The 19,953-nt window shown below is 69.3% G+C and carries 17 protein-coding genes and 1 pseudogene; 5 read left to right on the top strand and 13 right to left on the bottom strand.

Annotation, left to right across the window (positions count from 1 at the left end):
- Positions 1–122 precede the first annotated feature (122 nt).
- The 3 genes and pseudogenes from GGR88_RS06125 to GGR88_RS15665 form a co-directional block, all read left to right on the top strand.
- On the top strand, positions 123–761 hold the full coding sequence (locus tag GGR88_RS06125; RefSeq protein WP_167953689.1) for a PEPxxWA-CTERM sorting domain-containing protein: 639 nt from the start codon (positions 123–125) through the stop codon (positions 759–761).
- Between the two features lie 113 nt (positions 762–874).
- Positions 875–1,921 carry a bifunctional transcriptional activator/DNA repair enzyme AdaA gene (locus GGR88_RS06120; RefSeq protein ID WP_167953688.1) on the top strand — a complete coding sequence of 349 codons (1,047 nt, stop codon included), beginning with the start codon at positions 875–877 and terminating at the stop codon, positions 1,919–1,921.
- A pseudogene (locus GGR88_RS15665) lies at positions 1,896–2,348 on the top strand (hypothetical protein); the annotation flags it as partial. The gene GGR88_RS06120 and the pseudogene GGR88_RS15665, both read left to right, overlap by 26 nt.
- Positions 2,349–2,403: 55 nt before the next feature.
- Here the strand turns inward: GGR88_RS15665 and GGR88_RS15245 are convergent.
- Positions 2,404–4,572, bottom strand: coding sequence for a primosomal protein N' (locus GGR88_RS15245; protein ID WP_245196452.1), 2,169 nt, complete (start codon positions 4,570–4,572; stop codon positions 2,404–2,406).
- A gap of 29 nt (positions 4,573–4,601) precedes the next feature.
- Between GGR88_RS15245 and GGR88_RS06110 the strand changes: the two genes are divergently transcribed.
- Positions 4,602–4,880 carry a hypothetical protein gene (locus GGR88_RS06110; protein WP_245196451.1) on the top strand — a complete coding sequence of 93 codons (279 nt, stop codon included), beginning with the start codon at positions 4,602–4,604 and terminating at the stop codon, positions 4,878–4,880.
- Here GGR88_RS06110 and GGR88_RS06105 read toward each other — a convergent pair.
- The 9 genes from GGR88_RS06105 to GGR88_RS06065 all read right to left on the bottom strand — a co-directional run bounded on the left by GGR88_RS06105 (position 4,877) and on the right by GGR88_RS06065 (position 14,471).
- Entirely contained in the window at positions 4,877–5,626 is a 750-nt protein-coding gene (locus GGR88_RS06105) for a DUF72 domain-containing protein (RefSeq protein ID WP_167953686.1), read from the bottom strand. The two genes, GGR88_RS06110 and GGR88_RS06105, sit on opposite strands and share 4 nt — an antisense overlap.
- Complete coding sequence (mnhG, locus tag GGR88_RS06100; RefSeq protein WP_167953685.1) at positions 5,623–5,994, bottom strand: monovalent cation/H(+) antiporter subunit G; 372 nt, start codon at positions 5,992–5,994, stop codon at positions 5,623–5,625. The genes GGR88_RS06105 and mnhG overlap by 4 nt, the downstream gene beginning before the upstream one ends.
- Positions 5,991–6,266: an MrpF/PhaF family protein gene (locus GGR88_RS06095; RefSeq protein WP_209023197.1), complete on the bottom strand. Its 276-nt coding sequence runs from the start codon at positions 6,264–6,266 to the stop codon at positions 5,991–5,993. The genes mnhG and GGR88_RS06095 overlap by 4 nt, the downstream gene beginning before the upstream one ends.
- Positions 6,263–6,598 (bottom strand): Na+/H+ antiporter subunit E, encoded by a 336-nt coding sequence (locus GGR88_RS06090; RefSeq protein WP_167953684.1) that lies wholly within the window; start codon positions 6,596–6,598, stop codon positions 6,263–6,265. Before GGR88_RS06090 ends, GGR88_RS06095 begins: the two co-directional genes overlap by 4 nt.
- Positions 6,595–8,082, bottom strand: a complete 1,488-nt coding sequence (locus GGR88_RS06085; protein WP_167953683.1) for a proton-conducting transporter transmembrane domain-containing protein — start codon at positions 8,080–8,082, stop codon at positions 6,595–6,597. The genes GGR88_RS06090 and GGR88_RS06085 overlap by 4 nt, the downstream gene beginning before the upstream one ends.
- The gene (locus GGR88_RS06080; protein ID WP_167953682.1) at positions 8,079–8,453 is read right to left on the bottom strand and encodes an NADH-quinone oxidoreductase subunit K; all 375 of its coding nucleotides are present in this window, start codon (positions 8,451–8,453) and stop codon (positions 8,079–8,081) included. The genes GGR88_RS06085 and GGR88_RS06080 overlap by 4 nt, the downstream gene beginning before the upstream one ends.
- Entirely contained in the window at positions 8,450–11,188 is a 2,739-nt protein-coding gene (gene mbhE / locus GGR88_RS06075) for a hydrogen gas-evolving membrane-bound hydrogenase subunit E (RefSeq protein ID WP_167953681.1), read from the bottom strand. Before mbhE ends, GGR88_RS06080 begins: the two co-directional genes overlap by 4 nt.
- Before the next feature lie 57 nt (positions 11,189–11,245).
- Positions 11,246–13,771, bottom strand: a complete 2,526-nt coding sequence (locus tag GGR88_RS06070) for a glycoside hydrolase family 3 protein (protein ID WP_245196450.1) — start codon at positions 13,769–13,771, stop codon at positions 11,246–11,248.
- A 106-nt stretch (positions 13,772–13,877) separates the two neighbouring features.
- Positions 13,878–14,471, bottom strand: coding sequence for an exopolysaccharide biosynthesis protein (locus GGR88_RS06065; RefSeq protein WP_167953680.1), 594 nt, complete (start codon positions 14,469–14,471; stop codon positions 13,878–13,880).
- 92 nt (positions 14,472–14,563) lie between these two features.
- On the opposite strand from GGR88_RS06065, the gene GGR88_RS06060 reads away from it, so the two are divergent.
- The gene (locus GGR88_RS06060) at positions 14,564–15,892 is read left to right on the top strand and encodes an FAD/NAD(P)-binding protein (protein ID WP_167953679.1); all 1,329 of its coding nucleotides are present in this window, start codon (positions 14,564–14,566) and stop codon (positions 15,890–15,892) included.
- Here GGR88_RS06060 and GGR88_RS06055 read toward each other — a convergent pair.
- The 3 genes from GGR88_RS06055 to GGR88_RS06045 form a co-directional block, all read right to left on the bottom strand.
- Positions 15,886–17,343, bottom strand: a complete 1,458-nt coding sequence (locus tag GGR88_RS06055; protein ID WP_167953678.1) for an undecaprenyl-phosphate glucose phosphotransferase — start codon at positions 17,341–17,343, stop codon at positions 15,886–15,888. The two genes, GGR88_RS06060 and GGR88_RS06055, sit on opposite strands and share 7 nt — an antisense overlap.
- 180 nt (positions 17,344–17,523) lie before the next feature.
- Positions 17,524–18,702, bottom strand: coding sequence for a glycosyltransferase family 2 protein (locus GGR88_RS06050; RefSeq protein ID WP_167953677.1), 1,179 nt, complete (start codon positions 18,700–18,702; stop codon positions 17,524–17,526).
- The gene (locus GGR88_RS06045) at positions 18,696–19,898 is read right to left on the bottom strand and encodes a glycosyltransferase family 4 protein (RefSeq protein ID WP_167953676.1); all 1,203 of its coding nucleotides are present in this window, start codon (positions 19,896–19,898) and stop codon (positions 18,696–18,698) included. Before GGR88_RS06045 ends, GGR88_RS06050 begins: the two co-directional genes overlap by 7 nt.
- Positions 19,899–19,953 lie beyond the last annotated feature (55 nt).

Here is a 19,953-nt window from a genome sequence, read left to right as displayed (position 1 = left end):
CGCACAATTTTGGCGGGAACGATCGTCCTTAACGTGGATTTAAGCATCGTCTCGGGTCGCACGCGTGTGGGGTCAATCTGCGCGCAACCGGGGCTTGTGTGAGTCCTCAGGGGAGTGAGCGTATGAAGAAGTATCTTGCGGCGGCCGTGGCCCTCGCGGCGTTCGGTGGCTCGGCTCAGGCCGCCACCTTTGTTTTCGTTCCGGGCTCCGATGCCCTCCTGCCGACCGAAACCATCACCTATGATTTCAACTCGGCCGCCAATGACGGGTCCGTCACGGGCACCAACTTCATCTTCCAGTCGGGCACGAATTCTCAGGGTGCCGCCCCCGGTGCCGGTGACAACTCGCGCTATCTGTCCGTCCTGACCGACGGCGTGGCGAACATCGACTTCGGCAGTGCCGGCCTGTCGTCGTTCAGCATCGACATCGGTTCGCTCGACAGCTTCAACACGCTGACGCTGCAGTTTGCCGATGGCACCACCCAGGCGTTCACCGGCACTGAGCTGGTGGCCGGCCCGGCTGACGGCAACCAGGTGGAAGACCGCACCAATGGTCGCTTCCGCTTCACCTCCACGGCTGGCGAGCGCATCACGGGGCTGATCCTGGCGTCAGCCAACAACGCGTTCGAAGTCGACAACATCGCCACGACGGCGGCTGCTCCGGTTCCGGAGCCGGCAACCTGGGCGATGATGATTGCGGGCTTCGGCCTGGTCGGTGGCGTCGCCCGCCGCCGCAGCCGGACCGCCTCGCTCCTCGCCTGATCTTGTAGCGAAGCTTGGCAAGACGCCGTCGGTCCAGCCCGGACCGGCGGCGTTTTTCTTTTGAAAGCAAGCCGGGGGAGGCGGAACGGCGCGGGGGCCGCTAGACATCGGGCATGACACCGATCGACGAGCAGACGGCCTGGACCGCGTACCAGACCCGCGACCGCAAAGCCGACGGCCGGTTCGTGGTGGCGATCACCTCGACCGGCATCTACTGTCGCCCCTCCTGTCCGGCGCGACATGCGCGCGCTGACAATGTCCGCTTCTTCGCCTCCTCGGCGGAGGCGCAGGCGGGCGGATTTCGGGCGTGCCTGCGCTGCAGACCCGATGGCGCCGCGCGCGACGATGCCGCCGTGGCGAAGGCGGCGGCGCTGATCGGATCGGCGGACCAGCCGTTGACGCTGGATCGACTCGCTGCGGCGGTCGGCTATGCGCCGCATCATTTTCATCGGCTGTTCACCCGCGCGATGGGCACCACCCCTGCGGCTTATGCCCGCTCGCTCCGCGCAGCGCGGGCCGCGACCGTGCTGGATGGGGGCGGAACCGTGACCGACGCCGTGCATGACGCGGGCTTCGGCGCACCCAGCCGGCTTTATGCGGCGGCGACGGATCGTCTGGGAATGGCGCCCTCCGTGCGGCGACGCGGTGCCGCTGGCGAGCGCATCCGCTTCGCCACCGCCGCCACCAGCTTCGGCCCCATGCTCCTTGCGGCCACCGACATCGGCATCTGCCGCCTGACCTTCGGCGAGGATGAGGCCGCGCTGCGACGCCGCTTCCCGCACGCTGTGGTGGAGGCCGGTGGCCCGGATATGGAGGATCTGCTTGCCCGCGCGGTTGCAGCCGTCGAGATGCCCGCGGCCGCGCACGGGCTCCCGCTCGATCTGCGCGGCACCGCCTTTCAGGAAGCAGTGTGGCGGGAGCTTGCTCGCGTTCCGCCGGGGGAGAGCGTCAGCTATGCTGCGCTCGCGGCCCGTGCCGGTCGCCCCGATGCCAGCCGTGCTGCGGGCAGCGCCTGCGGGGCGAACCCGGTCGCGGTCCTCGTTCCCTGTCATCGTGCGAGGCGCGGCGACGGCAGCGCGGGTGGCTATGCCTGGGGGCTCGACATGAAAGCCGAACTGTGTCGACGTGAGGCGGATGGGGACCTGCCGAAAACGACATGAAGTGCTGATTGCCTTGGCCGCCCTGGCCGTCCTCTGCGGGGCCTGCACGACACCGCGGCAGACGGCGGGGTGCGAGGCCGCCGTGCGATCCGGCAAGCCGCTTGGCCGCCTGATCTGCGATGCGGAACGCGGTGTCCCGCTGGCCCAGCTGCTGCTCGGCAGGCTTTATGAGGCGGGGGAGGGCGTCGACGCAGATCCGGCGCGCGCCGCCGCCCTCTACGCCGCTGCCGCCGCCGACATCCCTCCGACCACGGCGATCTATGTGCCGCCGGTCGGGCAGACGGCAGGGCACGTCATGCTCATGCCGAACGCCAACGCCCGCACCGGTCTGGCCGCGGCACGCTACCGGCTGGGCCTGCTGTACCTCGCCGGCCGCGGAGTGGAGCGGGACGAGGCACGCGGCCGCCGCATGATCGAGCGCGCGGCGGAAAGCGGCGACGCGGAGGCGCGCGCCTGGATCGCCGGCAATGAGGCGGTGTTCCCTAGACGAAGCTGTAGGGGTCGACGTCGACCGCGACGCGGACGGAGGTCGGCCAGTCGACGCTGCCCAACCAGTCGCGCAGCACGTCCTGCACGTCCAGCGCGCGACGGGCATGCACCAGCAGGCGCTGCCGGTGACGACCGCGCAGCATGGCGAGCGGAGCGGGCGCCGGGCCGTAGACGGCCATCCCCTCCACCTGCGGCGCGGCGCGGGCGATCCGCTCCGCCACGTCGGCTGTTGCGGCCTTGTCCTCCGCCGACACGATGATCGCGGCGAAGCGGCCGAAGGGCGGGGCGCCCGCTTCCCGCCGCGATTCGGTTTCCGCCTCGTAGAAGCCTTCCGCGTCGCCGCTCACCAGGGCGCGGATCACCGGCGCCCCGGGGTCGTGGGTCTGCACCAGCACGCGTCCGGGCTTTTCGGCGCGGCCGGCGCGGCCGGCGACCTGCGCGATCTGCTGGAAGCTCCGCTCGGCTGCGCGCAGGTCACCGCCCTGAAGGCCCAGGTCCGCGTCGACGACGCCGACCAGCGTCAGGTTGGGGAAGTGATATCCTTTCGTGACCAGTTGGGTGCCGACCACGATGTCGATCTCGCCCTGCTCCATCCGGGCGACGAACTCGGCCGCCCGCGCCGGCGATGTGATGGTGTCGGACGTGACGACTGCGGCCCGCGCACCGGGGAACAACGCGGCGACCTCGTCGGCGATGCGCTCCACCCCCGGGCCGCAGGCAACCAGGCTGTCTTCCTCGCCACATTCCGGGCAGCGGCGCGGCGGCGGCTCCAGATGGCCGCAATGATGGCATTGCAGCCGGTGGATCAAACGGTGCTCCACCATCCATGCCGTGCAGTTGGGGCACTGGAAACGGTGCCCGCAATGCCGGCAGAGCGTCAGCGGAGCATAGCCGCGCCGGTTGAGGAACAGCAGCGCCTGCTCGCCCCGCGCCAGCGTCTCGTCCACCGCCCGCACCAGCGTGGGCGCCAGCCAACGCCCCCGCGGCGGCGGGTCCGCGGTCATGTCCACCGCAGCGATGTCCGGCATCGCCGCTCCGCCGAAACGCGCGGGCAGCACCAGTGCCTCGTAGCGGCCGAGCGCGACCTGCTGGCGTGTCTCGATGGCCGGCGTGGCGGAGGCAAGCACCACCGGCACCTCCTCGAACCGGCCGCGCATCACCGCCACGTCCCGCGCGTGGTAGGCGACGCCGTCCTCCTGCTTGAAGCTCGTCTCGTGCGCCTCGTCGACGACGATCAGGCCAAGGTCGGCGAAGGGCAGGAACAGCGCGGAGCGAGCGCCCACCACCACCTTCGCCTCGCCCGCCGCCACCGCCCGCCAGGCGCGCCTGCGCTGCGACTGGCGCAGGTCGCTGTGCCACGCGACCGGCGCCGCGCCGAAGCGCTCCGCAAAGCGCTTCAGGAACGGCTCGGTCAGTGCGATCTCGGGCAGCAGCACCAGCACCTGCCGCCCGTCGCGGATCGCCGCCGCCACCGCTTCCAGATAGACCTCGGTCTTCCCCGACCCGGTTACCCCGTCGAGCAGGATGGGCGCGAATGCGTGCGCGCCAACCGCCGCCACCAGCCGCGCGGCAACCGTGGCCTGCGCAACCGACAGATCCGGCTGGTGGTGGTCGGGGTCGGGCGCGGGAAAGAGGCTGTCCAGCGCCACTTCGACCGGTTCGATCGCACCCGCCTTGACCAGCCCGCGGATGACCCCGTCGGACACGCCCGCAATCGTCGCGAGCTCCCGAACAAGTCCCTGGCGGCCGTCGATCCGCTCCAGCGCCTGCGTGCGCTGCGGCGTCTGGCGCGGGGGTACGACGCCGGTCGGTCGATACTCCACCACCGTCCGCGCGCCTTCGAGGGCGGCGGAGGATGCCAGCGCCATCCGAAGCACCGACGCCGGCGCCGCGAGATAGTAGTCCGCGGTCCACTCGATCAGTCGCATGAGCGGCTCACGCAGCGGCGGGACGTCGCAGACGGCCAGGATGTTGCGCAGCCGGTTGTCGCCCACCTCCGCGTCCGACGGCATCCGCGCCGGGTCCCAGACGGCGCCAACCATCTGTCGCGGCCCGAGCGGCGCCACGACGATCGACCCGACCGGCGCCGACATCTCCCGCGGCACGCGGTAGTCCAGCGGCCCGAGGGCGGCATTGAGAAGGAGGACGCGCGCGCGGGCCATGACAGGTCCCTAGCTGGGCATTGATGCCGATGGAATCATCCCGCGCGCCATGCGTTGGCGTGATGATGGAGAACGAAACGATGAACCTTGCGGTGAAGCGCGCGGCCGAGATGGCGGCGGTGTTCATGATCGGCGACGGCCTGCTGGGCGTGCTGCAGCCCAAACGTCACGTGAAGCTGTGGCGGTCGGACGTCACAGCGGTCGACCTGCTCGTCCGTCCATTCCACAAGCACCCGACGCGGCGGCGGCTTTACGGCGTCCTGCAGGCATCGGCGGGCGTGCTGCTCGCCTCGGCGCTGAAGCGTTAGGCGCCCACCCGGGCGATCAGCGCCTCGGCAGCTGCCGGGGCTCGGACCTTGTCGCCCGCAATGAAGAAGGCGAACACGTCTCGCTGCCCACCATCCGACCATTCGCGGCAGAGGCTCTCGACCCGGTCCAATCCTGCCTCGTCATATCCCGTTGGAACGTCCTCACGCGATTGCTTGAAGCGGGCGTAGGCGAAATCGCGCGCCGGCTGGCCGATGGCGCCGCCGCCGTCGGCCTCGACATGCGCGATGGCAATGTCCGCCGCCCGGGCCATCGCGCGGAAGCGATCATCCGCGAAGCTTTCGTGCAGCGCCTCCACCGCATGGCGCAGCGGCCGACCGGCCAGGCTGCGCGGCAGCAGGTCGAAGAAGCGGGCGACCTCGTCCGCATCGAACCGCTTGGTCGCCGCCAGCTGCCACAGGATCGGTCCCAGCTTGTCACCAAGCTCCGTCAGTCCCTGATCCATGAACTTCGCGATCGACTCCCCCGCTTCGCCCAGGTCGCGCCGGTTGGTGGCGTACCGGGATGCCTTCACTGCGAAAACGAAGTCGGCCGGCGTCTCGTCATGCCATTTGGTGAAGCTCTTGGGCGCTTGCAGCCGGTGGAAGGTCGCGTTGATCTCGATGGCGGTCAGGCGCGTCGCCGCATGCGACAGCTCGCGCGCGTGCGGCAATCCGGCAGGGTAGAAGGGCCCGCGCCACGGCGGGAACGTCCACCCACCGGTTCCCGACCTGATCCTGTCGCTCATCGCTGTTCCTCCGGCTCCGTGCCGTCCAGACGTTCGGACAGCGGCGCCTGCTGGCGGTCAAGCACGCCGGCCAGCGGATCGTCGCACTCGATCTGGTCCAGTGTCGCGCCCGACATATAGGCGGCGCGGCCCAGCAGCTGCGCGCCCACCGGCAGCGTCAGGAGCAGAAACAGGATCGTGAACAATCCGGTGGAGGTGCGCGCCACATCGTCGATCAGGATCGCGCCGATCAGCATCAGCGCCACCCCCAGTGTTCCCGCCTTGGTGGCGGCATGCATCCGCTGGAACGGGTCGGTCAGGCGAAGCAGGCCGACCGCTGCGACCAGCAGCAGGGCGGCTCCCGCGATCAGGAACAGCTGGCCGATCATTCGCTTGTCCCCCGGCGCTCAAGGAAGGTCGCAAAGGCAATCGTCGCAACGAAATTGATGATCGAAATGCCGAGGCCGACGTCGAGAAAGGCGCTCCGGCCGGTCGCCACCGCCGCCAGCACGCCGAACGCCACGGCAAGCGCGGTCAGCATGTCCAGCGCGACGAAGCGATCGGCAAAGGTCGGCCCCACGACCATCCGCCACGCGGTCAGCGCCAGCGCAACGGACAAGACGATGCCCAGCACGGCAGCCAGGACGGAAGAGGCGATCATCGCTCTAGGATCCTCAGCCGGATTTCATAGTGACTCTGGAACTTGGCGATCGCCGCCTGCTCGTCGGGCGCGTCCAGCATGTGGATGTAGAGCAGCCGGCGATCTTCCGACACGTGGAGGCAGGTCGACCCCGGCGTCAGGGAGGTGAGGTAGGCCAACGTGCCGACGCTCCAGTCCTTCTCCAGCACGGTCGGGACGGCCACGATCTTTGGGTGATGCCGCGCGCGCGGCTGCAGCACGATCGCGGTCACCTGCGCCGACGATCGCACCAGGTCCCAGGCGAACACCACGGCCAGCGTGACGAGCGCGGCGGCCTTGCGGATCAGCCTCATCGTGCACCGCCCACGTTCATGGTCAGTGCGCTTGCGCTCAGCTGCGCCAGCGCCAGCAGCCGGTGCGGCTGGAGGGAAATGGCGACTGTCCCGACCGACAGAACCGCCATGCCCCACAGCATCGCGGCCGGCACGGGCCGCGTCCGGTGCCCACGCGGCGGCGCCTTCCACAGCGCTTCCGACCAGAAAGCCGCCATGGAGACGATGGTCAGCATCGCCGCGCCGAACGCCGCCAGAACCAGCATCAGGGCGCCGTCGCCGAGGCCTGCACGGATAACGGTGATCTTCGCCCAGAAACCGGACAAGGGCGGGATCCCGGCGAGTGACAGCACAGGCACGGCGAACAGCAGCGCGAAGCTCGGGTTGGTGCGCATGGTGCCGCCGGCGCGCCGCAATCCCCAGCTGCCGGTCGCCCGGTGGATCACGCCGGCGCCGAGGAAGAGGTTGGCCTGCACCAGCATGGAATGCACCATGTAGAAGATTGCCGCGATCAGCCCGGCGCGGGTGGCGACCGCAAGACCCATCGCCATGTAACCCACCTGGGCGATGACGTGCCACGCCAGGATGCGCCGCATGTCGGTCTGGCCGAGCGCGGCCAGCGCGCAGCCGACCATGGTCAGGATCGCGATCGTTGCCAGCATCGGCTCATACATGGCGCCGCCGCTTCCCTCCGCGCCGATGCCGTAGACCGCGACCATCACCCGCATGAGGGCATAGAAGCCCATCTTCGTCAGCAAGCCGGCCAGCACTGCCGACACGGCAATGGGGGCGCTGTGGTAGGATGCCGTCAGCCAGCTGTGGAACGGCACCAGCCCCGCCTTCAGCCCGAAGCCGGCGAGCATCAGCGCGCCCGCCACTGCGGTGGCGGGCACCGGCGGCTGGTCGCCCAGGATCGCGCCGAGCGTGGCGAGGTCGAGCGTGCCGGTGCTGCCATAGACGAGGCCGACGCCCAGGAGGATCAGGCTCGCCCCCGCGATCGACAGGGTGGCATAGCGGATCGCGCCATCGATCGCCGCGCGCGCCCGATCGATCGTGATCAGCGAAAGCGCGGCGACCAGCGCGAGTTCGAACCACACATAGAGGTTGAAAAGATCGCCGGTCAGGAACGCACCGTTGACCGATCCCAGCAGCGCCAGCAGCATGGCATCGAAGCCGGCACGGCGGCGCCGCGCACGCACGTCGGCATGCGCGAACAGCGCCGCCGCCGTGCCGACCAGCCCGGTAACCAGCGTCAGCAGCGCCGCCAGTGTGTCGCCGACGAAACTGACGGCGAAGCCGGCCGGCCAGCCGCCGAAGCGCATGACGGGCAGCACGCCCGTGCCCACCACGCGCGACAGCAGCAGCATGGATGCCACCGTCATCACGGCGATCGCGACACCGCCGGTGATCCGCGCCGCGTCCGGGCGGTTCCGCAGCAGCATGGCGACGGCGGCGCCGATCAAGGGGATCAGCACGGGCGCGATCAGCAGCGCACCGTCGCTCACGCGTCATCCTCTTGCCGCGGCAGGCCAAGGCGTTCGGCAGCGTCCACCGCCCGGCCGTCGACCGTGCGCTCTGTTCGCCAGGCGCGCAGCACAAAGGCGGCAAACACCACCGTCAGCGCAAAGCCGATCACGATCGCAGTCAGGATCAGCGCCTGGGTGAGCGGATCGGCGCTGTCGCCAAGCTGCGTCTCGCCCGCACGGATCAACGGCGGCTGCCGGTTCCCCATGCCGCCAGCCACGAACAGCAGGATGTTCACGCCCGTGGACAGAAGGGAAACGCCGAGCAGCAGCCGCACCAGATTGCGTGAAAGCATCATGTGGAGCGCGCACCCGACCACGCCGGCGCCGACCAGGGCATAAAGGAGGATCACCGCGCCGCCTCCCGCTGCAGACCGAACAGGAAGGACAGGACGGTGCCCACCACCACCAGCATCACGCCAAGATCGAAGACGATCGTGGTGCTGAGCTTCAGGTCGATGCCGGCAACCGTCGGCTCCCACCACAGGTGGGTGAGGAACGGCGCGCCGCCCGCCATGGCCAAAAGCCCGCTGCCGAAGCACAGCAGCAGTCCGGCTCCGACCAGCCCCATCGGCGGCACCCTCAATGTGCGCTCGGTCGCGGTCGGGCCTTCGGACAGCGACAGCACGGCAAAGGCGAGCGCCGCGACCAGCCCGCCCACGAAGCCGCCTCCGGGCTGGTCGTGCCCCCGCAACAGCAGCACGACCGCGATGATCCCCAGCAGCACCGCAAAAGGACGCGCGGTCAGCGTTAGGATCAGGTGGCGCTCCCGCTCGCGCTCCGGCGCGACGTCAAGGCGCCCCCGCTGGCCGAGCAGGGATCGACCCAACAGTGCCGCCAGCGCGATCACCACCGTTTCACCCAAGGTGTCGAACCCGCGGAAGTCGACAAGGATGACGTTTACCACATTCAGCCCCTTGGCCGCGATGTAGCTCGCCTCGCCGAAGAAATCGGACGCGCGGCGCACCGGATCGGCGCCGGCCATGTCGATCACCGCAACCAGCAGCAATGCGGAGAACAGGATCACCACCGCGCTGTCCAGCCAGCCGCGTTCGCGACTGCGGGTGGGTGGCGTCGCCAGCGGCACCGCTAGCAGCAGGGCGGTCAGGAGCACGACCAGCAGCGCTTCGACCGTGAACTGCGTCAGCGCCAGGTCCGGCGCGCCGTTCAGCAGAAAGCCGATCGCGGCGGCAAATCCGGTCAGCCCCACCGCGATCATCGCCGAGACAAGCGTGCTCGCGCGTGTCGCCGCGATCGCCCCGGCTAGTCCGATCACCGCGACGGCTGCCGCGTCCCAGCGCCACGGCACGTCCGCCGGCATCCGTGGCAAGGCGCCGGCCGCCCAGAGGGCAGCGCCCATCAGAACGGATGCGCCGACGAGACAGGCGAGCAGATAATCGGGCAACTGCCCGTTCTGCAGCCAGCGGCTGACGATCCGCGCGCCGCGTGTGGCGGACGCCTGCAACAGGTCCCACCGCCGCTCCAGCGCATGCGTCTCGAACCGCTCAAGCCCGTTCAGGCGGATATGGATCGCCTTCCAGTAGCGGGCGATCAGCGCGCCGATCGACACGACGACGATCGACAGCAGCAGCATCGGCGTGATGCCGTGCCACACCTCGATCTCGACCTCGACCGCTCGCCCGTAAACCGCTGCCACCGCCGGTCGCAGCGCGACCCGCGTGATCCAGTCCGGATTGAGGCTGATGGTGAGGCCTGCCAGCGCAAGGATCAGCGGCGGCGCCACCAGCGACGGCGTCTCACGGTGCTTGACCGACGTCACCTTGCCGTGCCCCAGGAAGAAGGGACGCAGCGTCACCACGGCGGCCACGCCGACCATCACGGCATTGACCAGGACGGCGATGGCAAGCGGCGTGATGTCCCAGCTGCTCTCCAGCTGTGCCTGGAACAGAAACTCCTTCGAGATAAAACCCAGAAAGGGCGGGATGCCCGCCATCGACAGGCTGGCGCCGATCGTCGCCAGCGCGGTGTAAGGAAGAAAGCGATACAGGCCGCCCAGCGAACGGAGGGACTGGCTGCCCGTCGCGTGCAGCACCGATCCTGCGCAGAAGAACAGCGCTGCCTTGTAGATGGCATGGCTGAACAGGAAGCCGATCATCGCAACCGTTGCCTGCGGACCATCGAGCCCGACCAGCAGCATCAGGATGCCGAGCGACGCCATTGTCGAATAAGCCAGCGCGGACTTGAACCCTTCCGCTCGCAGCGCCTGCAGCGACGCCACCAGCATCGTCACGCATGCCACGACGATGATTGTCGTCCGCCCCCAAGGCACCGACGCCACCACCGGCTCGAAGCGGGCGAGCAGGTAGATGCCAAGCTTCACCATCGTTGCCGAATGGAGAAACGCCGATGCCGGCGTCGGCGCCTGCATGGCGTTGGGCAGCCAGAAGTGGAACGGGACCTGCGCGGATTTCGTGAAGGCCGCGAGCATCAGGCAGATGATGATGGGCGCGCCGAGCGGATGCGCCGCGATCTCGGACGCGCGCTCCACCGCTTCCGCCATTGAGAAGCTGCCGACGACCTCCCCGATCATCAGCACCGCGGCCAGAAGGGCGAGGCCGCCGCCCGCCGTCACCTGCAACGCCATCAGCGCCGCGCGCCGTGATCGGGCCGAGCGATTGTCGAAGCCCACGAGCAGGAAGGACAGGATCGACGTCGCCTCCCAGAAGGTGGCGAGCACCAGCAGGTTCTCGGCCAGGACGGCGCCCAGCATGGCCGTCATGAACAAGAGGATGAGCGTGAAGAAGCGCGTTCGCTCCGCCCGCGGCTTTCCCGTCAGGTACGCGCCCGAATAGACGATGACGAGCGCACCGATCGCCGTCACCAGCAGGCAGAACAGGAAGGAGAAGCCGTCCAGCCGGAAGGTCAGGTCCGCGCCCATCGACGTGGCCCAGTTGATGCCTTCGCCCCGCACCCAGCCGCGCTCGACCGTGTCGGCCATCCGCACGAACCCGGCCAGGAGGGCGATCGGGAACAGCGCGATGATTAATCCCGCGCCGCGTCCCACCACCCGCGCGACCAGCGGCACCGTGATGCTGCCGACAAGGGCGAGGAGGAGCAGCAGAACCATGCCGATCCTCTGAACAAGCTTAGCGTCTGCTCCGTCAACCGTGCTGACGGTTTTTCATCACTCCGGGCAGCGCACCACCGTCTCGGCGTCATAGCCAAGCGCGACGCGTGCCAGGCTGAAGGTCAGATCGCCGTCGGTGGACAGGCGGAACGGCGCGGACACGTTAGCAAGGTCGGCGCCCAGCCGGCCGAAGCACTTCAGGTCGATGCCGACGGTTGTCCATTGACCGGGCCGGAAGGCCTCCATCCGGCCCAGCGAAACCCGCTCATCGCCAAGCCCCAGGAACACCTCGCGGGTGGGGGCGGCATCGAGCCGGATGCGCGCTGTCAACTTGCTGTCGCCGTTCGCCTCGCGGGTCCAGTCGCCACCGGGCGCCGTCACCTCGACAACCGCGGGCCCGCCGCCGCGGATCGCGAACCGGCGGGCACCTTCCTGGACCACATGGTCGGTCGAGGTCACCTGCACCCGGCCGCGCAGCACGGTTGCCGGAACGGTGGTGATCCGCGTGATGTCGGCGGCGCCATCGGTGATCTGAAGAGAATGCGCAGCGGATGGAACGCCGCGGTCGAAGAACACGCCGCTCGCCGCGGTCTCCGCGACGCCCGCATCCTCCGGCAGCCGCGGCACCGTCCCGCCCTCGGCATAGCTGAGGCCATAGCCGAGCGGGAACAGCACCGGACCCGTCGCATTCGCGGTTGCAGGCCAGGCAAAGGACAGGCTGCCGGTGAAATCATGGGCGACGCCGCCCGCCGGGCGCTGGAACAGCACGTCGGCCACGCCACCGCCTTCCGATCCCGGCAGCCAGGCCGCGACGAACGCGTCCGAGGCGTTCAGCCACTCGTTCATCCAGAGCGGCCGTCCACTCAGGAACACCGCCACCACGGGAACGCCTTCGGCCTTCAGGCGCCGCATCGTCTCCAGCGGCGCGCGCAGCTCCGGCTTCAGCTGCAGGGTGGCGATGTCGCCTTGGAACTCCGCATAGGGCGTCTCGCCGAACACCACGATGGCGGCATCGGGCTTGGCGCCGCTATAGCGCCCGTCGGCAGACAGGGTGGCGCGTCCGCCGCCAGCGGCCACGGCCTGCTCGATGCCGTTCCAGATCGAGGTCGCGCCGGGAAACTTGCCGTCGGGGATGCCCGTGCCCTGCCAGGTGAGCGTCCAGCCACCCGATTGACGGGCGACGTCGTCGGCGCCGTCGCCTGCCACCAGGATGTTGGCGCCCGGACGCAGCGGCAGCACAGATCCCTCGTTCTTGATCAGGACCAGCGACTTTCGCACCGCCTCGCGCGCGATCGCACGGTGATTGGCGCTGCCCAGCCGGTCATAGTCCCCGGACAAGGGGCGGGAGGAGGGGCGCCCCGCCTCGAACAGACCGGCCCGCATCTTCACGCGCAGGATGTTCCGGACGGCGTCGTCCAGCCGCTCCGCCGGCACGGTGCCGTCGCGCGCCTGGGCGAGCAGGCTGTCATGGATCTGCCGCCAGCTGTCGGGCGCCATGTACATGTCCAGGCCCGCGTTCACGGCTCGGGGGCAGGTGGCGTTGGTGCATCCCGTCACCTGGCCGTGCGCGTTCCAATCGGACACGATGAAGCCGCCAAAGCCCATCCGCTCCTTCAGCACATCCGTGAGGAGGCCGGGGTGGCCGGTCACCTTTTCGCCGTTCCACGACGAAAAGCTTGCCATCACCGTCTGCACGCCGGCATCGATCGCGGCCAGATAGGGGCGACCATGGATGTCGCGGAGCTGCTCCTCCGTGATGCGCGCATCGCCCTGGTCGCGCCCTTCAAAGGTGCCGCCGTCCGCCAGGAAGTGCTTGGTGGACGCAAGCACGTGCGGCCCTGCCAGGATCGCGCCTGCACCCGGCTCGCCCTGAAGGCCGCGGATGAACTCGCCGACATAGGATTGCACCAGCGCGGGGTCCGATGAGTAGCCTTCATAGGCGCGGCCCCACCGCACGTCCTGCGGCACCGTGATGGTGGGCGCGAAGGTCCACTCCTGGCCGGTCACCCGGATCTCCACGGCCGTCGCTTCGGCGATCCGCCGCATCAGCGCGGGGTCGTGCGCGGCACCCAGGCCGACATTGTGCGGGAACAGCGTCGCGCCCACCACATTGCTGTGCCCGTGCACGGCGTCCGTGCCCCAGATCACGGGTATGCCGACACCGCCGTCGCTGGTGTCGACGGACGCGTCATAGAATTCGTCGGCAAGCGCCAGCCAGCGATCCGGCCCGGCATATTCGTCGCCATAAGGGCCGCTGTTGCCGCCGTTCAGGACCGATCCGAGGTTGTAGCGCTTCACCTCTTCGGGAGTGACGCTGCCGATGTCGGCCTGGACCAGCTGGCCGACCTTCTCCTCGATCGTCATGCGCGCGATCAGCGCATCGATGCGCGCTTCCATCGCGGCGTCGCGCTGGAACGGCCAGTTCGCCTGCGGCCAGATCTCCGGATGCACCCGCGCCGCCGGCGCGATGCTCGCGCGGATCTCGGCCTCGCTCGTTTGCGCCGCGGAGGGCAGGGGAGCGGCAAGCGCCGCGAACATCGTTCCGCACAGCGCCCAGCGCCGCAAAGCCGTCTTGTAACCCATCATCATCCCCCGCCGCACGGCGTCTCAGCTTGTTCTGCCTGAGAACGTTCACACTTCGCGCGCGGCTGTCAAGCTTTCCGGGATGTTAGCGCGCCTCACGGCAAAGTCACCCGCCGATGCTGCCCAGCCCGACGGCGACGGCAACGCCGGAGAGCAGGCTGCCGGCGATCATCAAAGCACCGTCGTGCACCAGCAGCGCCAGCCCGAACATGGCGATCGCCGCCATCGGCGCAGTGCTCGCAAACGGGAGCAGCTCGAGCGGCGGGACGGTCAGCGCCAGCAGGATCGACAGCGCCGCTGCAACCTTGACCCATGGGCCTTCGGTCAGGCGACGCAGCCGCCCGTGGAACCACCGGTCGAGCCAGCGCCCGATGCCGCGCAGCTTTTCGGTCGCCTTGACCAGCTTGCGCCCAGACAGCGAGCGGCGCTCGACAAAGCCCGGCAACCAGAAGCTCTTGCGCCCCATCAGCATCTGGGCGGCAAAGAGGATGATGATCGCGGCCAATGCCGTCGGAACACCCGGGATGCCGCCGATCGGTGAGATCTCGATCAGCGCCGGCACCAGCAGGAACGGGCCGTAGCTGCGCTGTCCCATCTCGTCGCGCAGCGTGCCGATGGTCATCCTGTCCTGCTTCTCGCCCGCTTCCTTTAACCGGTCAAGGATGTCGCCGACGCCGCCATCCTGTTGGTCTCCGGCCATTCGATCCTCCCATGACCTTTGCCGGCGAACGACCGGCGCGGCGGCGCTGTTCCCGGCTTGCAAAGGACGGGGCGCCATGGCTTTTGCCTGCGATGCAGACAGCCGACGTCTTGATCGTGGGGGCAGGGGCCTCCGGAACGCTGCTCGGGGTGCATCTGCTCGGTCGCGGCGCCTCCGTCATCCTCGTGGAGCGACACGGCCGGCTCGAAGGCCGCGGCGTCGCCTATGGCGAGGCAGGCCCGCTTCACCTGCTGAACGTCCGTGCCGCCGGCATGAGCGCTTATCCCGATCGCCCCGATCATTTCGCCGCATGGCTGGAGGCGAAGGGCCGGGGCGCTGGGACCAGTTTCGCGTTGCGGCGCGATTATGGCGACTACCTAGTCGCGCTGCTCGCCGATGCCGAAACGCGCGGGCCGGGCGTGCTCGAACGGGTGGATGGCGAGATTGTCGACCTTCAGGAAGCCGGGGACGGGGTGACCGCGATCCTGCCCGATGGCCGGCACCTCCATGCGCGCCATGCCGTGATCGCCAGCGGCAACCTGCCTCCGCTGCCGCCGCCCGGCATCGATCAGACGCTTCCGCCCGATATCTGGGTCGCAGACCCTTGGGCCAGCGATCCGGCGTCGGGCCTGCGCGATGCCGACCATGTGGTCCTGGTCGGGACCGGGCTCACGGCCGTCGACGTGGCGGTGCAGCTCGACGCGGCCGGCTTCGGCGGCAAGATCACGGCCGTGTCACGGCGCGGTCTCATGCCGCGCGTCCATGCCGATCCGGAGCCGCGTCCGGCGCCACCAACGCTTGATGACGACCGCCTGTCAGGCATGCTCCGCCGCATTCGCCGGCTGGGTGACGAGATCGGCTGGCGCGCGGCGGTGGACGCGCTCAGGCCGGTCACGCAGCCGCTCTGGCAGGAAGCAGACTTGCGCGTGCGACGCCGCTTCCTGCGGCATCTTCGGCCATGGTGGGACGTGCATCGTCACCGCATCGCGCCGCAGGTGGGAGAGCGGCTCGCGGCCATGGCCAAGGCCGGACGGCTGGAGGTCCTTGCCGCGCGCACATTCGCGACCGTGGCGGAGCCGAGCGGCGTGGCACTGACGATCCGGCGCCGCGGCGCGTCTGCGACGGAGGTCATCCATGCCCGCCGTCTGGTCAACTGCACCGGTCCCGGCACCGATGTCTCCCGCTCGGGAGATCCACTGCTGACGACCCTCCTTCAGCGCGGCACCGTCCGCTCGGGGCCGCTCAGGCTCGGCGTGGAGGTTTCTGACCAATGCGACACGCTCGACAGCGCCGGAGCAGCGTCATCACGCATCCACGCCATCGGACCGATCACCCGCGAGCGCTTCTGGGAGGTGGTGGCCGTTCCGGATATCCGCCAGCAGGCGGCGGTCCTTGCCGCACGCCTCGCGCCTGATCAGTAGGCGGCCTTGGAGATGAAGCCGGTCAGCGCGGTGCGCAGCAGGATGTAGATGTCGAGGCCGACCGACCAGTTCTCGATATAATAAAGATCGCACTCGAGCCGCTTCAGCAGCTTTTCCTCCGTGTCGGTCTCGCCGCGCCAACCGGACACCTGCGCCCAGCCGGTGATCCCCGGCTTTACCTTGTGCCGGGCGGCATAGGTGGCGACCACCTCGCTGAACAGGCGGTCGCCGGCGCGGGTGGAGGGGGCATGCGGGCGTGGCCCCACAAGCGACATCTCGCCGGCCAGCACGTTGAACAGTTGCGGCAGCTCGTCGATGCTGGTCCGGCGCAGCACCGCACCCACGCGGGTGATGCGCGGGTCGCGGCGCGTCGCCTGCTTGATGCCGTCAGTTTCGCAATGGTCGGTCCGCATCGACCGGAACTTCCAGATGTGGAAGGTCCGGTTGTTGAAGCCTTCGCGCGGCTGGCGGAAGAAGACTGGCCCCTTACTGTCCAGCTTGATGGCGATGGCCGCCACGATCAGGACGGGTGATGCGATCACCAGCGCGATCAGGCCGATCGTCATGTCCTCGATCTTCTTGATGATCTGGTCGAAGCCGGAAATCGGACGCTCGAACAGCGTCATCACCGGCAGGTCGCCAAGCAGCACCACCGGCCGCTGTGCAAAGGCGAAGGAGGCGAGGTCGGGCGCCAGCCTGATCCGCACCGGCGTGATCGCGAGCGCGGCGACCACCTCCTGCAACCGCGTCTCCGCAGACCAGGGCAGCGCGACGATGACCTGGTCCACCTCGCCATCGCGGATGCGCTTCACCAGGTCGCGCAGGTTGACCTTCAGCGCCAGCTTGACGTCCCGGTCGGGCAGCCGGTCGGGCATGCGATCGTCGAAGAAGCCGACCAGATCGATGGTCAGCTTCTCGTTGCCGATGATGTAGCCGGCCAGCCGGTCGCCCTGCGACCCTGCGCCGAAAATGGCGACACGCTGGTTGAAGACGCCCTGGCGCTTCATGCTGCGCATCCAGCCGGTGCCGGCCGCCCGCACCAGGCACAGCGCCCCCGCGCCCGTCACGAACCAGCCGATGCCCCACCCGCGTGAGAAATCGTCGGACACCTTCAGGAGGAAGCCCATCGTCAGCATGAACATGCCGGTGGACAGCCATGCCGTCAGCACGCGGCCCCACGCACGCCTGACGGAGAAGCGGACATCCGTGTCATACGCGCCGATCACCTCGGCCAGGCCCGCGTAGAAGAAGCCGGCGACGATCGAGGCGTTGATGTAACGGCTGACGTCGCTCTGGTCGCCGAGCCCGCCCACGACGGAGGTGATCAGCGCCGCGCTGCCGGTGACCGCCAGGAACTCGAACAACCGCAGCAGCAGGGTCGACACCTCGAGGAGCATCGGGCTGCGCCGTCCGGCGGGTGCCTCGGTTGCCAGGTCCGCGGTGTCGATCACGGGCGGCAGCGACGACGAAAGCGCGGGCGGCATGCTGCCGTCCGATCCGCTTACGCCCAGTCTTGGTTCTGCACCCATCTTACGCCCCCAAGGCGGTTCGGCTTGGTTCGGGGAAAGCCGACTCGCCCGCGTTCGACCGTTTAAGCGTCAAAGCTTGCAGAAAGATAGTGAAGCCGACGATCACTCATCGCCCGTGCGGTCCGTCCGGACCCATTGAGTCTCCGCGCCGCCGCGCACCAGCTTCAGGTAGATGGGAAGCTTCCACAGGAGGTAGAGCGGCACGCGGGCCAGCGTTCCCGCCGTCACCTGTTCCCGCCCGTGGCGGCGCCAGGCGAGAAGAACGCCGGCGACAACCAACCCCACCAGGATCAGCGCGAGCAGGAATGGCGCGCGCGCGGCCCCCAGCAGCGTGGCGCCGAGCAGCAGCGCCAGCGCGGCAGCGTCGATGGCGAGAAGGAGGGCGAGCGGCGGCACCAGCAGGTGCAGCCCCAGCCAGCTGAGGCCGGGGCGCCTCGTGCGCATGCCCTCCCGGACCAGCGGCAGGCCGGTCCGGCGCGCCGTCGCGATGAAGCCATGTTCCCACCGGGTCCGTTGCCCCAGCGTGCTGCCCGTCGCGGCCGGCTTGGTCCAGATGCGTGCCGCCGCATCAAAACGCGGCGAAAGCCGCTGCCGCGCCAGGGCAACGCCGATCGCCAGATCCTCCACGATGTCTCCGGTATCGAGGGGCGCGGCGGCAAAGGCTTGCCACGGAAACGCCATGCCCGATCCGGTCAGCACCACCGGTGCCCCGATCCGCTCCAGCCCCGCTTCGCGCACAAGGTTCTTCACCAGGAAGGCAAAGCCGGAGATCTGCAGCATCGGCGATCCCGTCGGCTGCGGCTCGAACAGATAGGTCGCCTGCACCGGGCGGCCGTGCGCCACCGCGCCGCGCGCCAGCCGCTCGATGGCGCGTGGCTCCGGAATGCAGTCGGCGTCCAGCACCACCACCACATCCGGCGGACTCGCCTGCAGGTGGCTGCGGCCGAAATCGAGCGCAAAGCCCTTGCCGCGCTTTGTGGGGTCCTGCCGCTCGACCACCTCGGCTCCTGCGGCACGCGCGATCTGCGCCGTGTCGTCGGAGCAGTTGTCCGCCACCACCAGCAGCCGGCCACCCTCCGGCAAACGCTCCAGCACCGTGTCGACGATCGGTCCGATCACGGCCGCCTCGTCATGCGCGGGCATCAGCACGGTCACTTGGGGCACGGGCGCGCCGGGCAGGGGGAGCCCACGCGGGTTCGATCCGGCCAGCAGCTCCACTGCGATCACCAGGTTGGGAACGAGGATCGCGATCAGGATCAGCCATGCGATCAGCGTCAGCATGCCCGCGCCTCCTCGATGGCGCGTGTCAGCGACCGGGCATTGCGCTCGGCGTCGTGCGCATCGGCGACCCGGCGGCGTCCTTCCGTGCCCATCGCGGCGATCGTGGCGTCGCTGGCGTCGATGGCGGCTTCCATCGCATCGGCGACCGCTGCTGCGGACCCTGCGGGCACGATCCAGCCACAGCCGGCGTCGACCAGCTCGGGCGTGCCGGCGATCGCGGTTGCGATCACGGGGCGTTCCAGCGCCAGTGCCTCCATGATGACGACGGGCAGCCCTTCGGCGAAGCTCGGCAGCACGAAGGCGCGCGACCTCTCAAGCAGCGCCCGCACGCCGGCTCCGTCCAGCGACCCGAGCAGGTGCACATGATGGTCGAGGCCGCCGTCGGCGATCTGCTTCACCAATGCCGCGCGCAGGTCGCCGTCACCCGCGATCTCCAGCTGGAAGTCACGACCGCGCGACTTCAGGATGCGCGCTGCCTCGATCAGCACCGGCAGTCCCTTTTGCCCGCTCAGGCGCGCCACCGCGGCAAAGCGGGGCGCGCTGCTCGCCACCGGCGGACGCGTTGCCAGGAAGCCGCCATCGACCCCGCACCGGACGACAGCGATGCGGTCCCAGTCGGCAGGGGAGGACCAGCGCATCAGCTGGCTGCGGCCGAAGCTGGAAATCGCGACCGCGAGCTTCGCATCTGCAACCTTGCCTTTCAGATCGAGCGCCTCGGGACGGTCGAACTCGTCCGGACCATGCACAGTGAAGCTGTAGTGAGGTCCCCCGAGCCGCCGCACGAGCCGCGCCACCATCGTCGGGTTTGTGCCGAAATGGACATGGAGGTGGTCCACGGCTTGCCGCCGGAGGCTTCGCTCCAGCCAGGCCGCTTCCAGAAGATAGGCGATCGCACGCACCAGCTCCTTCGGTCGTGCGCCGGCGGCGCCGAGCGCAAGCTTCGCGGCGGAGGCGAAGCGGCCGGGTGACCGGATCGCCGCGCCGGCTCCGGCCGCGATGAGCGCGGCGGCTCCTTGTCCCAGGATTGCCGTCGTCCGGCTGGCCTCGGCGCGGTCCGCCTCGTCGACCAGCTCTCCGGGTGCGCGGACGGTGTAGCGCACCACCTGATGCCCGCAGGCTTCGACGCCGGCGATCTCCCGGCGCACGAAACTGTGGCTTACCGCCGGGTAGCGATTGCACAGATAGGCGATCTTCAAGGCCGAACCCCCGGCAGTTGTCGGCTTGGCGCCTATTCTGACGTTTATCCCAAAG

The sequence above is a fragment of the Sphingomonas jejuensis genome (assembly GCF_011927695.1).
Classification (GTDB): Bacteria; Pseudomonadota; Alphaproteobacteria; order Sphingomonadales; family Sphingomonadaceae; genus Sphingomonas_K; species Sphingomonas_K jejuensis.
Note: the sequence above shows the minus strand (reverse complement) of the source record. Positions and strands in the feature narration are given on the sequence as shown.